General features: G+C 42.4%; 5 protein-coding genes. All 5 read left to right on the top strand.

The window, feature by feature from the left end; all coding sequences use genetic code 11:
* The first annotated feature begins 107 nt into the window (after window positions 1-107).
* Window positions 108-3,323 (top strand): diguanylate cyclase domain-containing protein, encoded by a 3,216-nt coding sequence (locus tag GQR89_RS17250; RefSeq protein WP_158771192.1) that lies wholly within the window; start codon window positions 108-110, stop codon window positions 3,321-3,323.
* Window positions 3,324-3,953: 630 nt separating this feature from the next.
* Window positions 3,954-6,092 (top strand): S8 family peptidase, encoded by a 2,139-nt coding sequence (locus GQR89_RS17245; RefSeq protein WP_158771191.1) that lies wholly within the window; start codon window positions 3,954-3,956, stop codon window positions 6,090-6,092.
* A 287-nt stretch (window positions 6,093-6,379) separates the two neighbouring features.
* Complete coding sequence (locus GQR89_RS17240; protein WP_158771190.1) at window positions 6,380-10,888, top strand: hybrid sensor histidine kinase/response regulator; 4,509 nt, start codon at window positions 6,380-6,382, stop codon at window positions 10,886-10,888.
* On the top strand, window positions 10,878-12,650 hold the full coding sequence (locus tag GQR89_RS17235) for an EAL domain-containing protein (RefSeq protein ID WP_158771189.1): 1,773 nt from the start codon (window positions 10,878-10,880) through the stop codon (window positions 12,648-12,650). Before GQR89_RS17240 ends, GQR89_RS17235 begins: the two co-directional genes overlap by 11 nt.
* Window positions 12,647-15,613 (top strand): sigma 54-interacting transcriptional regulator, encoded by a 2,967-nt coding sequence (locus tag GQR89_RS17230; protein ID WP_233269010.1) that lies wholly within the window; start codon window positions 12,647-12,649, stop codon window positions 15,611-15,613. Before GQR89_RS17235 ends, GQR89_RS17230 begins: the two co-directional genes overlap by 4 nt.
* Window positions 15,614-15,868: the final 255 nt, after the last annotated feature.

Below are 15,868 nucleotides of genomic sequence, written 5' to 3'. Positions count from 1 at the left end.
TTTTTTCGCTGTTTTTTTGTTCAAGTTATTGTTACTTAAGAATATGTGGGAATAGGAAAGGCTTTGGGTTACGATATTTTTATAAGAATAATATTATTGATGGATTTATGTTCAAAAACGGAATGATCTGGATCGTACTATCCGTCTTTTTCAGTATTACACTTAACGCAAGTGAAAGACCTTTCTTTAGTTTTATAGCCGCAGACTTTAGCAAACAGCTCTCACAGAAAACTGTGCGCCAAGTATATCAAGATAGTACCGGATATTTGTGGTTCGTCACTCAAGAAGGGCTAAGTCGCTATGATGGCTATCAACTGCTGAATTTTGTACACGATCCTCGAGATGCAAATTCTATTAGCAGTGATAACGTTCGTGCTGTAGTTGAAGACAAGCGCAATAGATTATGGATTGCGACCGACGGAGGAGGATTAAATTTGTTTGATGCTGAGATGCATCACTTTATTGAGTTAGCTGCAGAAGAAAACTCAGTCACCAAACCTACTTCCGATAGACAACAAGCACTGTATTTGGATACCGAAGGTTTCATTTGGATTGGATATCGCAATGGTAATTTCAGTCGCTTTAATTCTAAAGATATGACGTTCAAGCATTTTAATACACGTGAGCTATTACCAGAACTGGATCATGATGCAGGCATCACTTCAATCTTAGAGGATGAACAATACTTATTTTTAACTACTAATGGCAATGGGCTACTGAAGTTAAGCAAAATGGATAATCAACTTTCCCGGCTTTCTACAAAAAGTGCAACTCCACTCTTTAGTGATCGTCTTACCAAGGTGTTCATTGATGTTCAAAAGCGTATGTGGTTAACAAGTTATGACGCTGGTGCAGGTGTTTTGCTTCCGAAAAGCAATAAGTTTATTCAATTACGAGCGTACCAAGATAAAGCCGATAGTTTAGCAGCAAATTTCGTCCACACTATTTATCAAGATCAGCAAAAGCGGATTTGGCTGGGAACGGAGGCGGGCGTAAGTCTGTGGGATGGTAGTAAAGGTTTTACAAATTTCACAGTTAAAGATGGACTGAGTGACAATATAATTCTGTCTGTTTTGCAGGACGCGTCTGGCTTAATGTGGCTTGGAACCTATAGCGGTATTACCAAGAGTATTGAAATACCTTTTGAGCAAATTGATTCAGGCTTAGCAAGCAATGTTGTTTTGGGATTTGCAGAAACCCTTTCGTCTGACGGGGACCGGTCTATTTGGGTTGCCAGTTACGGAGGACTAACAAAACTGAATAGCGATGGAGAAGTGCAACAGGTCATAAACAAGCAGAGTAGCCCGGCGCTCGCCGACGATCGGGTTATGACAGTCCGCGGTGAGCAAAATATTTTATGGTTTGGCACAAGAGGTGGCGGTTTGGGACGCTTAAACGTTGATTCACAGAAAATCAACTACCTAGAACATGATCCTAAAAATCCACAAAGTTTAAGTTTCGACGGGGTATCGGCAATTCTACCTGACCGTGAAGGTAATCTTTGGATCGGTACTTTTGGCGGAGGATTAGATTTTCTGCCCAAAGGAAGCAATGATTTCGTGCATTATAGGTACCAAATAAACCATCCAAGAAGTATTAGTAGCGATCGTGTTTTAGCACTTGAACGACTCGAAGATGGCACTTTAGTTATTGGAACGGTTTCGGGGATCAATTTATTCAACCCGATAACTTTAGATTTCGACCGCATTGAATATCAGACAGATAAAATTGACGGTTTATCTGCCCCAATGGCGTGGGCCCTTCATCAAGATTCAGATATGAACCTTTGGGTGGGTACTCAAGGAGGAGGGTTAAATAAATGGTCTTCATCAGATATAGATGCGCTGAATAATCACTTCAGCCACTATAATGGCCTTAATGGTTTACCCAGTAGTCACATATATTCGATTCAATCTGATGAGGAGGCTAATTTATGGCTTAGCAGCACTGCTGGTTTGACACGCTTTAATCCCGTGAATAACAAAGTTCGCCATTTTGATTCCTCTAATGGATTACAGGACAAAGAGTTTAACTTTGGTGCGGGATTTACCGACAGTGAAGGTTATATGTATTTTGGAGGGAACTCAGGGTTCGTTCGTTTTCATCCTAATGAAATCACCGATAGCCAGAAGGTGCCACCAGTCGTTTTAGTGCGCACCAAAAAACTCAATGATAAAGTGGGCGTTGATTTGCTTTATCAAGATCAGCCTGAAATTGTTTTGGATTATCAAGATTATTATATTTCTTTTGAATTTGCTGCGTTAGATTTCAATGCACCTGAACTAAACGAATATCGCTATAAACTAGAGGGGCTCGACCCTAACTGGGTCGAGCTAGGACATACTCGATCGGCGTCATTTACTAACTTACCAGCTGGCGATTATGTGCTTAGAGTTCAAGCAAGCAACAATCAGGGCCTATGGAATACAGAAGGGAAATCCTTAAAATTGCATGTACTGCCTCCTCCATGGCAGACAAGTTGGGCTTATATTTTGTACACAATATTCTCGGTATTAGTTGTACTGGACGGCATCAGACGATATCAACATAAGCGCTTGCGGGAGAAGCGGCACCTAATAGAATTAGAGATGAAAGTAGATGAAAGAACCATCGACCTAATTAGAGCAAACGAAAAACTTGAACAAATCAGTTTCACAGATCCTTTAACAGGTTTAAAAAATCGCCGTTATTTGGCGCAGAACTTAAGTAAAGATGTTGATTTAGTGCTCAATCGTTATAAAAGCAGTAAAGACAGAAGTGCCTTAGTGTCAGCCGAAGACACAGATCTCATTTTCTTTTTAATGGACTTGGATCATTTCAAACACATTAATGATAAATACGGTCACAGTGCCGGTGATGCGGTGTTAATTCACGTTAAGTCTATTCTAGAACGCGTTTTTCGAGAGACTGAATATTTATTGCGCTGGGGAGGGGAGGAGTTTTTAGTTGTTGCGCGATTTGTCGACAGAGAAAATGCACCGCGATTAGCTGAACGACTGCGAAATGTTGTTGAAGAATATGAATTTAAAATTGATCAAGGCAATGTGCTTAATATTACGTGTTCTATTGGTTTTTCGGTATTTCCGCTTTTGTCCCATCAACCTACCGCATTAAATTGGGAACGAACCATCGATATTGCCGACTTGTGCTTATATGCGGCTAAAAAATCAGGACGAAATGCTTGGGTAGGGCTACTTGATTCAACATGTAATGAAGAAGACACTTTTCTAGCGATTGTTGAAAAAACGGAACAATTAATTCAGTTAGGGCAACTTCGTTTAGCCAGTTCTATTACCGATACTGACAAGATTTTATGGCGTTAGTAGTTTAGTAAAGATATAACCTTACCGCATCAGAAGATCGCGCTAAATTGTGCGGATTGTATGGCTGTCAAACAGTTGAAAGCCAGATGATTTATCAAAGCTTAAAACAATAAGCATCCGTTATTGCAAGTTTCAATCAACTTATACCCACTGGCTGCGCACGTGTGCGTTATCCACGTAATAACAGCGCGACGTACATTAACGAAATGAGCGCTCAACTTTTTTATCGTCAGCTCAAATGAGATCAGCGAATACATTGTCTAACTTAATGCAGATGCTACGGATAAGCTCTCTCAGTCTTGGGCAAACACCTATGGGTCTTAACGCGGTGCAGATAGCTTATTAATCGCAAGGTAGATTTCTGTCCCAAGTTAACCGTTTACCATTTTTTCTTCACTTAAATATTTAAGTGTGTAAAAAATGGGTGCAACCAAAGTATTAAAGCAATCAAAAATATCATTCAGTAATTTCAATGTAAACATCCATAATTTTCATTTATTTAATTAAACTCAATAAAATCAAGTGCTTATTTATTGGCATGTGTATTGCTATCATAAGTGAAGTAACGGAGGTATCGGTATAAGTTTGCTACCACTTATATCGGGCGACTCATTTAAACAGGAATTACACATGAAACTAAAATTTAATAAAAAAAGTGCGGTATTACTTGCGGGGTTAATGGGCTTTTCTGTTTTGCCTCTGTCCGCATCAGCGAGTGGGTTACTAGGTTTAAACTTAGACGAAATTGTGACCACACTTGATGTAAACGAATTGACAACGTCTTTAGGTTTACCAGAAGTCCCTATTGTTAACAGCCTTTTGAGTATGGATAACGAAATACTGATTCAAGGTGGCGATATTGCTGTGCTGCGTCAGCTTATAGATACCGTTGGTGGGCTTGTAACCCATGAATTACCATTAGTCGGTGGTATTGGCGTGCGAGTGAGTGATTTACAACTTACCATTTTGAGAAATTTACCACTTGGTTTGATTAAAATTACTGAAAATGAAGCTGTTTTCACATCGGGCGCGTTGGATCATTGCTTGGTGTACGGTAGTCATGTTGTTGATTTAACGGCAAATAAGATCCGTTGGAATTTATATAACGCTAAAGATATGCAAGCGAACGCTAAAAAAATGACATTTTCTTGGCCAGAGCAACTAGGCCAAGTACGGTCAGTTAAATTTAATGGTAAAACTGTCTATTGGAGTTTATTTAGTCGCCAAAATGGTGAATTAACCTTGGATAATAGTAGCTTAAGTCGCTATGCCAATTTAGATTCATTTGAAAGTGCCACGGTTGAAGTGTCGTTTTCACGCTATGGCACAGATAGTTACGACCAACGTGATTTTTCAATGGACGTCGAGTTTGCAGAAGATTGTGATCGTAGCTTAGTCAAAGGTTACGACACACAAGCGAGCGATGAAGATAGCAATAGCTACTATGTAAACAATATAGGGGCAGATGAACTTCACGACCAAGGTATTACCGGTAAAGATGTAACCGTTGCGGTGATAGATAGCGGACTTTGGGCCAGCAAAAGCGCTCTTAGTAAAAACACTGAAAACCGAGCAAGAATAACAGCAGCTTATGATGCGATTGAAAATATTGATGTGACAGCGGATAACATGACTGACGAAAATAGTCATGGTACTCACATCACCGGTATTATTGCTAACAGTGACCGTGCAATTGTTGACGGCCAAATGCGCAGCTTTTATCAAGGTGTCGCCCCAGACGCTAATCTAGTGGTGGTGAAGGCATTTCATGAAGATGGTCACAGTACTTATTTAGATGCATTACGCGGGTTACAGTATATTGCTGATAATTATGAGGCGTTAAATATTCGTGTTGTGAATCTTTCGTTCGGTGCGCCGCCGCGCTCAAACTACTGGGATGATCCGATTAACCAAGCGGTTATGGCATTGTGGGAAAAAGACATTGTTGTTGTCACTTCTGCTGGTAATACAGGGCCCTCAGCAATGACGATAGGCGTTCCAGCTAACGTACCTTATGTTATTAGCGTTGGTGCGATAAGCGACAACTATACCCAAGACAATCCAAATGATGACACCTTACTATCGTTTTCATCGCAAGGCCCAACGCATGAGGCTTTTATCAAGCCTGATATGGTGGCGCCCGGTGGCCATATGTTTAGTTTGGCCAATGAAGATATGTATGTGCCAAACAAATTTCCTCAATATATGGTAGGCGATGACCGTTTTATCATGTCTGGGACCTCTCAGGCTTCTGGTGTGGTCAGCGGTGTGGTTGCATTAATGTTGCAAAACGACCCAAGCTTAAGTGCGAACGATATAAAGTGTCGTTTAATGAGCAGTACTACAATGGCGCAGGCAAATGGTAAATTAGCCTATAGCCCTTTCCAACAAGGATCGGGCAGTGTTAATGCACTTATGGCAGTACAGTCAACACGTTCTAATTGCGCTAATAACGGTATGGATATCGCAGCTGACTTAAGTGGCGAACAGCATTATATGGGTGCAGCCCGTAAAGATGACAACGGTAATTATTATATCGAAGGTTTTGAGTTCGAAGTTTGGGAAGAAGCCTTCATGTGGGATGAAGCCTTTATGTGGGATGAAGCCTTTATGTGGGATGAAGCCTTCATGTGGGATGAAGCCTTTATGTGGGATGAAGCCTTTATGTGGGATGAAGCCTTTATGTGGGATGAAGCCTTTATGTGGGACGAAGCCTTTATGTGGGACGAAGCATATATGAATCAGGAAAACTTCATGTTGCAAGAGTAACCTTACATATTTAGCGGTGCCCTTTATTTCTATGAACGTTGTTTCATAAGAGTAAGGGGCGCTTTTATTAGTCCTCTAATTCCTCTTATCTATTTCCTCGCACTTTTATTAATAAGCATTTATTCCTCGTTGTATCTCAACTGAACGTTCTAATTTAAAACACATTATATCTAACACCTATGCATTTAGGTGTGTAAGGCAAGTGTTTGTATTAGAGGCTATTTGTTGGCATAAGGTGGGCTTTGCGGTAGTCTATTTTTAAAAGAAGAATAAGATGTAATTCAGGTATGTTTAGAAACGGTATTTTTTGGTTCATATGCTTCCTCTCTTTCAGCTCAGGTATTCACGCTGCTGATACCCCAAACTTTAGCTTTACGCCAGCTGAATTAAGCCAGCAATTGTCACAAAAAACCGTTCGTCAAATATACCAAGACAGCACCGGTTACTTGTGGATAGTGACCCAAGAAGGCGTGAACCGCTATGACGGTTATCAACTGCTTAGTTTTGTGCATGATCCGCGCAAACCTGATTCGCTTAGCTCTGACAATGTAAGGGCGGTATTAGAGGATAACGAGAAACGTTTATGGATTGCCACTGACGGCGGTGGGCTCAATTTATTTAACGCTGCTAAGCAAACGTTTTCGAGCCTAAAAGAGGGGGCTACATTTTTAGCATCACCCATGTCCAATCAAGTTAGAAGCATGATACGCGAAACAAGTGGCTCTATCTGGTTAGGCTACAATGATGGCAATTTCAGCCGATTCAACCCGCTCGATATGCAATTTGAACACTTCGATACGCGAGTCTTGTTACCTGAATTAGATAAAGATGCGGCCATTATGTCCATCGTTGAAGATTTGCATAATATCTGGTTTGCGACCGACGGTAATGGCTTACTCAAGTTAAATAAGAAAACGAAAGAACTAACACGACTGCATACTGGCGCTAGCGTGCCGCTATTTAGTGATCGGTTAACGCAGTTATTCGTCGACGTTCAACAGCGGTTATGGGTGACCAGCCATGATGCTGGCGTTAGTGTGTTTGATCCCCAGCGAATGAATTTTACTAATTGGCAACACCATGCCGATCAGCCCAATAGTTTAGCCGCGAATTTAGTGCACACCGTTTATCAAGATCAGCACCAACGTATTTGGCTTGGAACTGAAGCTGGAGCAAGTCTTTGGGATGGAAGAGATAAATTTACCAACTTTAATATCGACGATGGATTAAGTGACAATAAAATATTGTCGATTTTACAGGACTCATCAGGCTTGCTGTGGTTTGGTACCTACAATGGTATTACCAAAAGTATCGAAGTGCCCTTTGAATACATTGAAAAAGGGTTGGCTAGTAAGGTTGTTCTCGGTTTCGCTGAAACTGAATCGTCCATTGGAGAGCGCGCTATTTGGGTGGCAACTTATGGCGGACTAACCCGGCTAAACAGCAACGGGGAAGTACAGGAAGTCATTAATAAAGACAGTGTACCAGCGCTACACGATGCACGAGTAATGACCGTGCGAGGTGATAATAATATACTGTGGTTTGGCACCCGAGGCGGTGGTCTGGGTCGACTTAATGTAGATACCCAGCAAATAGAATACTTCGTGCATGAGCCAGAAAACCCTAAGAGTTTGAGTTTTAATGGCGTAACGAGTGTATTCCCGGACAATGCAGGTAATGTTTGGGTGGGGACATTTGGTGGTGGGGTGAACTATCTACCAGCCGGAAGTAAAGATTTTGTGCATTATCGCTTTGATGAAAATAACCCAAGAAGCCTTAATAATGATCGTGTGTTAGCGGTTTATCAACTTCTTGACGGAACTATGGTTGTTGGTACCGTTTCGGGCATAAATTTACTCGACCCTGTAACGTTGGACTTTGAGCACATTGAGCACCAACCAGAAAACTTTGATAGTTTATCTGCATCAATGGCGTGGGCTTTTTATCAAGACGAAAAAGCGCAATTATGGGTCGGAACGCAAGGAGGAGGGTTGAATAGATGGTCCGCTCGAGATATCGCGGCCTTGAGTAATAACTTCACACACTATGACAGTTTTAGTGGCCTGCCCAGTAGTCATATTTATACGATATTAAATGATGACAAAGGCCATCTATGGCTTAGCAGCACTGCCGGCTTAACACGGCTAGATCCTGATAGCGGCAAAGTACGTCATTTCGATACGTCACAGGGTTTGAAAGAAAGTGAATTTAATTTCGGGGCGGGGTTTAAAGATAGCCAAGGGTTTATGTACTTCGGTGGTAATGAAGGCATGATCCGCTTCCATCCGGATGACATCAAAGACAGTGATATTATTCCACCTGTCGTCTTAGTGCGTATCAAAAAGCTCAATGAACAGGTGTGGTTTGATGTGCCTTACCAGCGCTTGCAAGAGCTAGAGCTGGATTATAAAGACTATTTTATATCCTTTGAATTTGCTGCGCTAGATTTTAATGCGCCAGGTTTAAATGAATACCGTTACAAACTCGAAGGGTTAGATCCAAATTGGATTGAGTTAGAGCATCGACGCTTAGCAACCTTTACTAATTTACCCGCCGGCGATTACGTACTCAAAGTGCAAGCCAGTAACAATCAAGGCTTGTGGAACACGCAAGGTGTAGCATTACCATTAACGGTGTTACCGCCCCCTTGGAAAACTCTGTGGGCCTATGGTCTTTACGTATTAATTATATTGCTGATTATGTTGAATGTTGTGTGGCGATACCGCCAAAAACGTTTACGTGAAATGCAGCGCTTGATCGAATTGGAAGACAAAGTAGAAGAGCGTACCAAAGAGTTGCGCTATGCCAATACACAACTCGAACACGCCATGGAAGAAACTGAAAAGGCCCGACGACTTGCTGAGCAAGCAAGTAAAGAGAAGAGTGACTTTCTTGCGATCATGAGCCATGAAATTCGTACCCCCATGAATGGTGTGCTTGGCATGACGGAGGTTCTGCTAAGTTCCGATTTGAAACCCAAACAACAGCATTTTGCGCAATTAGTATATCGATCTGGTCGGTTGTTACTTGATCTGTTGAATAATATTTTAGACTTTTCAAAATTAGAAGCAGGCAAAGCAGCATTGGAATCGGTGCCAGTTGATTTAGAAGCCTTGCTTGAAGAAGTGTGCGACTTGTTTAGCGAAGCGGCTTACAACAAAGGTCTGCACATCAATGCTATTTTGTCAGATGAAGTATTGCCTCAGGTTTATGCCGACCCAGCACGATTACGCCAAATCATCGCTAACCTAACCAGTAACGCTATTAAGTTTACCGAGCGCGGTGAGGTGAATGTCAGCATTAGACGAGTACCCTGTCACGATGTTGCAGCTAAGCGGAAATTGAGTGATGCACAGTACAGTGGTTTTGTGTTTTGTGTGCAAGATACAGGTATTGGTATGGCGCCAGATCGTCAGCAAAAAGTGTTTGAAATGTTCACGCAGGCGGATGCTTCTACCACACGTAAATATGGCGGTACCGGCTTAGGCTTAGCTATTTGTAAGCAATTAACTGCATTGATGGGGGGCAATTTGGCCCTGCAATCAAATATAGGGGAGGGCAGTCGATTTAGTTTGGAGGTTGATTTACCATTAACTGAAAATATCTTGCCGCAACTTGAGCCGATTTATAACTGCCCTACTGTGCATTTGGTTAATCTAACCGTGGGCCTTGGTAAATCTATTGAAACGATGTTGGGTAAGTTAGACATCAAAGTAGTGCATGTTCAACGGATAAAATCTGAGTTGGCATCGGCTAAAAATGGTTTATGGGTAAGCCAATCGGAGTATCAAACAGCTCTTGAAGAATCAGGGATTAACCTGAAAAATTGGATTTGTTTACTGCCGACGTCTCAATGGCAAGAAAATGATCAGCGCAATATATTACCTCTGCCCGTTCATTTTAGAGGTTTGCATCAGAGTCTATGCCGCGCTTTGGGCATTGAAAATGAAAACCAAAAACGCCTAGATGAAGATCATCGTAATCATCAAAAATTTAATGCCAATATTCTGGTGGCAGAAGATAGCTTAACGAATCAAGAAGTCGCCAAGAGTATGTTGGGACTATTAGGTTGTGAAGCTTGGTTAGCTGATAACGGTGCAGAAGCCGTTGAACAAGTGAATTTACAGCAACCTGATTTAGTTTTAATGGACTGCCAAATGCCAGTGATGGACGGTTACGCCGCAACTAGAGCGATCCGGAATAATTGGCCTAATATACCCATTGTTGCCCTTACGGCCGGTATGGGCGATAACTTGCGCCAGCAATGCTTAGATTCAGGCATGAATGAAGTCATGTCTAAACCTTTCTCTTTGCAAGAATTAGAGCAAATGTTACTGCGTTATTTGCCCGTTCCGAATGGCCCTAAAAGTACCAGCGCAGGCAAAACAACAGAACGCGATATTGAACATGAGTCTGAGCCTGATGATACAGGGCCATCGAGCTTATTAGATATGGGAACCATTGACACCTTACTAAAAATTTCACGGGATACTGGCAATCCTGTATTTGACCGAGTTCTTGATGCATTTACACAAGAAGCCGAAAAATTAGTCGACCAACTGAATGAGCAAGTTAACCTTGATGAGCCTGATTTCACGACTATTGGCGAAATTGCTCATGCGCTTAAATCTATGGCTGGAAACTCAGGCGCCAAAGCCTTATACGAATTGTGTAAGGAATTAGAAGGCAAAATGAAGAATACTCAAGGGAGTGATATACACCCGTTAGCTCAGCGCATTCAGTCGATATTTAATATCAGTTGCGAGAAATTGGAAGCATTTAGACATGTCGATTGAAGGAAAAGTTAAGATTTTAGTCAGTGATGACGATCTCACTGCTCGTATCCTAATGAAAGAAACTCTCGCCAGCGACACCATTGAAGTGCTTGAAGCTGAAAATGGTAAACGGGCCATCGAACAGTTTGAAAAACATAGCCCGGCGTTGCTGCTGTTGGACGTATCTATGCCCGAAATGAATGGTTTTGAAGTGTGTGAATATATTCGTGCACATGAAAAGGGCAAGCATATTCCCATTATTATGGTGACAGGCTCAGATGACTTAGAATCGATTCACAAGTCATACGCCGTAGGTGCGACTGACTTTATTGCAAAACCCATTAAATGGCCTATTTTGGGTGAACGGGTCAAATACATTCTTCGCGCCAGTCAGGCCTTCGCTGATTTGGTTATCCAGCAACAAGCACTGCATAAACTAGCATTTTACGACACCCTAACAGGTTTACCCAACCGACAGTACTTGATGAAAGACTTACATCGTTTTTTAGCGATGGCTAAGCGAAATGAATATCAAGCTGCCATGTTATTTATCGATCTTGACCGCTTTAAACGGATCAACGATACCATGGGCCACAGTTACGGCGACAAGTTACTACGAAAGGTTGCACATCGTTTACAAGCCAATCTACGAGACAGCGATATGTTCGCTCGCACGGGGAGCTTTCTCGAAGCCGATGAGCCGCAATTAGCGAGTTTTGGTGGTGACGAGTTTACCATTTTCTTAAGTCATTTAAACGACCCTAATGAAGCGACGCTGGTGGCCGAACGAGTGATCCGCAGTTTTAGTAAGCCATTTCAGTTAGAGCAATACGAGGTGGTCATTACCCCTAGTATCGGTATTTCTATGTTTCCTAACGATGGTGAAAACGCAGAAATGCTGCTTAAGAATGCCGATACTGCGATGTACTTTGCAAAGCAATCAGGTCGTTGTTGCTACAAATTTTATCAAGATTCCATGAATGCCAAAGCAGCCGCTCGTTTGCAGCTTGAGCAGGACCTACGCCGTGCACTGAAAAATGATGAAATTGTGCCATTTTATCAGCCACAGATATGCGCTCAATCGGGTAAAATTGTTGGGGTTGAGGCGTTGGTTCGTTGGCTTCCCGTTCAAGGCGGTATTATTCCTCCTGATGAGTTTATCCCTATCGCAGAAGAAACAGGGCTGATAAATGAACTGGGACGTCAGGTATTAGAGCAGGGATGTCATCAGGCTAAAAAATGGGTCGATATGGGGACTCCGGTGCGCATTGCGATTAACGTGTCAGCACACCAGTTTCGACAACCCGATTTTACGCAAATCGTAGCGAACGTTTTAGCACAGAGTGAGTTACCTCCGTCGCTACTCGAATTGGAATTGACTGAATCGGTGATCATGAGTGATGCACAAGAGAATATTGCTCGATTGATTGAATTGAAAAACCTCGGTATATCTCTTGCTGTTGATGATTTTGGCACAGGTTACTCTTCGTTAAGTTACCTAAAACGTTTCCCTATTGATATTCTCAAGATAGATCGTTCCTTTATGTGTGATGTGAATTCAGCACCGGATGATAAGGCAATTGTTGAGGCTATATTGGCTTTGGCCACAAGCTTGAAGCTTGGGGTGATAGCGGAAGGTATCGAATATACTAGCCAAATAAAGATCCTACAAAATACCGAAAAATTACTGCTACAAGGATATCTCTTCTCGCGACCCGTTGCGGCAGAGTATATCGCTCCGTTACTACAGCAGAATTTTAACCATTTGATGCCAGAATTATGATTAAAATATCTCCTGTTATTTCGCATGTTGCTGACGACTTCGAACATATATTGTTGTATGCACAGACAGCCGAAAACCCGCTGATAACAGAACTCCAAAAGCAAGTTATAAACACAGAGTTTCAGCTTGATGTCGTACAGCTAGCGTTAATGGGACCAGAGACTGCATCGACAAACCTGAGCGCGTCGCCCACGCTACTTGTTGCTTGTGACAGTCCTGAACATGCTATTGCACTGACTGAAGATTACGGGCTGTTAGAACGACAAGTCTATTGGCTATCTGCTGATACCGGAGGGTTGCAAGACAGCCAGCTTATACCGGGGCACCTATTTGTTGATTGGCGAGCCTGTGGGGTATTAACGGTGATGTTAAACCTGTTAAAACAACAGACTAATATTAGCCAAGATAAACAACACATAGAACATAAGCTGGCCTTGTTGTCTGATTGTTTAGGAGATCTATCACTTACCCTAAGTGCACAGGGTAATATAATTGATATTAATCTAGAGCTAATGTCTTTGATGGGTACTAAAGGCTTGTCAGCATTGGGACGACATTGGTTGACTAGCTTACATATTCCATCGAGTACCGCAAAAAGTCGGATGCAGAATATTTTGTCTGACTTGAGCCATACCCACTCTATGACCAGATTACCGCCTTTTCCAATTCAGTTGGACAAGGTTGTTATGATGGTTGATGGATTTGTAGGGCCGTTACCTAATGATGAGACCTTGCTGATTTTACGCCAAGTGGCCCGTTGGCAAAGTCATGAATGGGCTGAACAACTTAGCGAGCAGACGACCCCTGTTACCTTACTGCTGATTAACCCAGACGACTTCTCAGAGGTTAATCGACTTCATGGGCGCGAGATTGGCGATCAAGTCCTTAGCGAGATTATGCACAGCGTATCTGAGGTTTTGCGTGAAAATGATTTTGCCAGTCGTTACAGTGGGGCAGTGTTTGCTGCGCATTTGCCTGAAACAAACGAACAGCAAGGGCAAGTTCTAGCCGCTCGGATGTTGCAAGTCTTGCGCAACACATATTTTTCGAAAAAGAAGCTAAAGCTAGAATTCAGTTTTGGACTCGCCTCTTTAGATGCTGAAGAGCAGCTAGGTGAACAATCACCGCTAGAATTATTTCGCCGAGCAAACGCCGCTATGCAAGCAGCTCGAAGCATAGGCGGTGGAAAGCTAGTGAGTTGGCAACCTCAATTTGATGCCAATATTTTAGCGAATTTGGATCGCATGAGCGGTAAGTTCTCTCAAGCGCCCAATGATGATTTCAGGTTAATGACCTTACAATGGGACGTTATTCGTTTGATTGGCAGCACCCATTCATTGCAGACATTTTCTTCTGAGGTGTGTCAATTATTGAATACGGGTTTACAAAGTGAATTTGCAGGCTTGTACACGATACAGGCCGGTAACCCGGTCAACTTAGCATGCACTGCTGCTAAAGCAGACTTTGATTCACAGGCTATTCATCAATGGGCTAAAAACAAGATTAAATTTAAACCTCGTGGAAGTTGTGTAATTGATAAAGTTGCTCAACACCCGTCTTTTGGTAGTGCTGTTATTCCACTTGTGACACGGGATCAATGTTTAGGTGTATTAGTTGTTTGCTGGCAACCCCAAGCCAAAGACAGCGTACTCAAATGTACTCACCAACTTGAGCAAGTCGCGCCAAATTTGGCCGCAGCAATTGATCGCATCATATTACTTGAGCAAGATGAAAACAGACGTGTTATCACTGAAAAAGAGCAATCTGGCGGGCATGAATTATTATTCGAATCGGCTGCCATGCGTACCTTGATGCAGCAGATGCAACTTGTTGCACCGACCGATGCTTCTGTGCTCATTATTGGTGAATCTGGCACAGGTAAAGAGGTGATTGCTCAACAACTCCATAACCATAGTTTACATCCAGATAAACCATTTATCACCGTAGATTGCTCCACAATCGTCGAGCACCTTATTGAAAGTGAGCTGTTTGGGCACCGTAAAGGGGCCTTCACGGGGGCGACCAGCGATCAGCCGGGCAAAATATTACAGGCTGATGGCGGCACTTTATTTTTAGATGAGGTGGGCGAATTGCCCCTAGATATTCAGTCTAAATTATTGCGTTTTGTACAGGAAAAGACCTTTGTAGCCGTGGGTGACCAGCGAGTACGAAAAGTCGATGTGCGGTTAGTGTTAGCGACAAACCGTAATTTACCAGATGAAGTGGCTCAAGGACGTTTTCGGGCTGACTTGTACTACCGAATAAACGTTTTTACCTTGAATTTACCCACGTTGAATCAGCGCGGTGATGATCCTATATTGTTGTCACGTCATTTTCTGCGCAAATTCAGTCGGCAGTATAAAAAGGATATCAACGATTTTTCTGAGGCGGCTCAAGAAAAACTTCGCGCTTATACATGGCCGGGTAATGTCAGAGAGTTAAGAAATTGTATGATGCGAGCGGTTATACTCTGCTCGGGTCGCTACGTAGAGCCTGAGCATCTTATTATGCAGCACGAAGAGCAGGGGGGGAAATCTACAGTGCCGTCGGTATTGAGTTCATCAAAAGTGTCATCAGGCGCTTTGGGCCATGTGAGCAACGATGATGTAATGCAAATTAACGCACTGTTGACCCAGGTGGTCGAATTGGCAAGTCAGCATGTTGATATGTTCTCGGTAAGTGGTTGGTTAGAAAAACTATGGTTAGGTCAGTGTGTTGTTAAGTGGGGGAGTTTATATCAAGTTGCTCAGCAACTTAATCAATCTGAGTCGACGATAAGACGTCGGTACGCCAAGCTAAATGCTACCCCTTTTGAACAAATAGAGATGGTCGATTTTACTTCGCAGTGTAATCATCTTTTGGCCTCAATACTTGAAAGCGATAAGCACAGTAAGCTCTGGCCAGTCATTGAAACGTCATTGCACTCAATCGTGCTGCAGTTGAATGTTAGCCAAAAAACATAAAGCAAAGTTACTCGATGTAACGCAACCAACATTACGAAAAATCATTCAGCAAACTCAAGAATCGCTGTAAATTTACCTTAAAAGTAGATGCGAAAGAGTGTCGGCTGGTTTAACTACTTTTTACTTGAACGCTTGGGGGGCTTTATTACAATGCGACTGTTGACGTGATCGATTATTCGATATGGCATCACCCGTCGTGAAGCCCTTTTATCACAAATTATACGACGCGTAAAAGTTGTAAAAATAATAAACTTT

It is taken from the genome of Paraglaciecola sp. L1A13, assembly GCF_009796745.1.
Lineage (GTDB): Bacteria > Pseudomonadota > Gammaproteobacteria > Enterobacterales > Alteromonadaceae > Paraglaciecola.
Note: the sequence above shows the minus strand (reverse complement) of the source record. Positions and strands in the feature narration are given on the sequence as shown.

Coding starts and splice junctions, on each gene's coding strand:
- GQR89_RS17250 (WP_158771192.1), top strand. CDS start 108: ATGTTCAAAAACGGAATGATCTGGATCGTACTATCCGTCTTTTTCAGT.
- GQR89_RS17245 (WP_158771191.1), top strand. CDS start 3,954: ATGAAACTAAAATTTAATAAAAAAAGTGCGGTATTACTTGCGGGGTTA.
- GQR89_RS17240 (WP_158771190.1), top strand. CDS start 6,380: ATGTTTAGAAACGGTATTTTTTGGTTCATATGCTTCCTCTCTTTCAGC.
- GQR89_RS17235 (WP_158771189.1), top strand. CDS start 10,878: ATGTCGATTGAAGGAAAAGTTAAGATTTTAGTCAGTGATGACGATCTC.
- GQR89_RS17230 (WP_233269010.1), top strand. CDS start 12,647: ATGATTAAAATATCTCCTGTTATTTCGCATGTTGCTGACGACTTCGAA.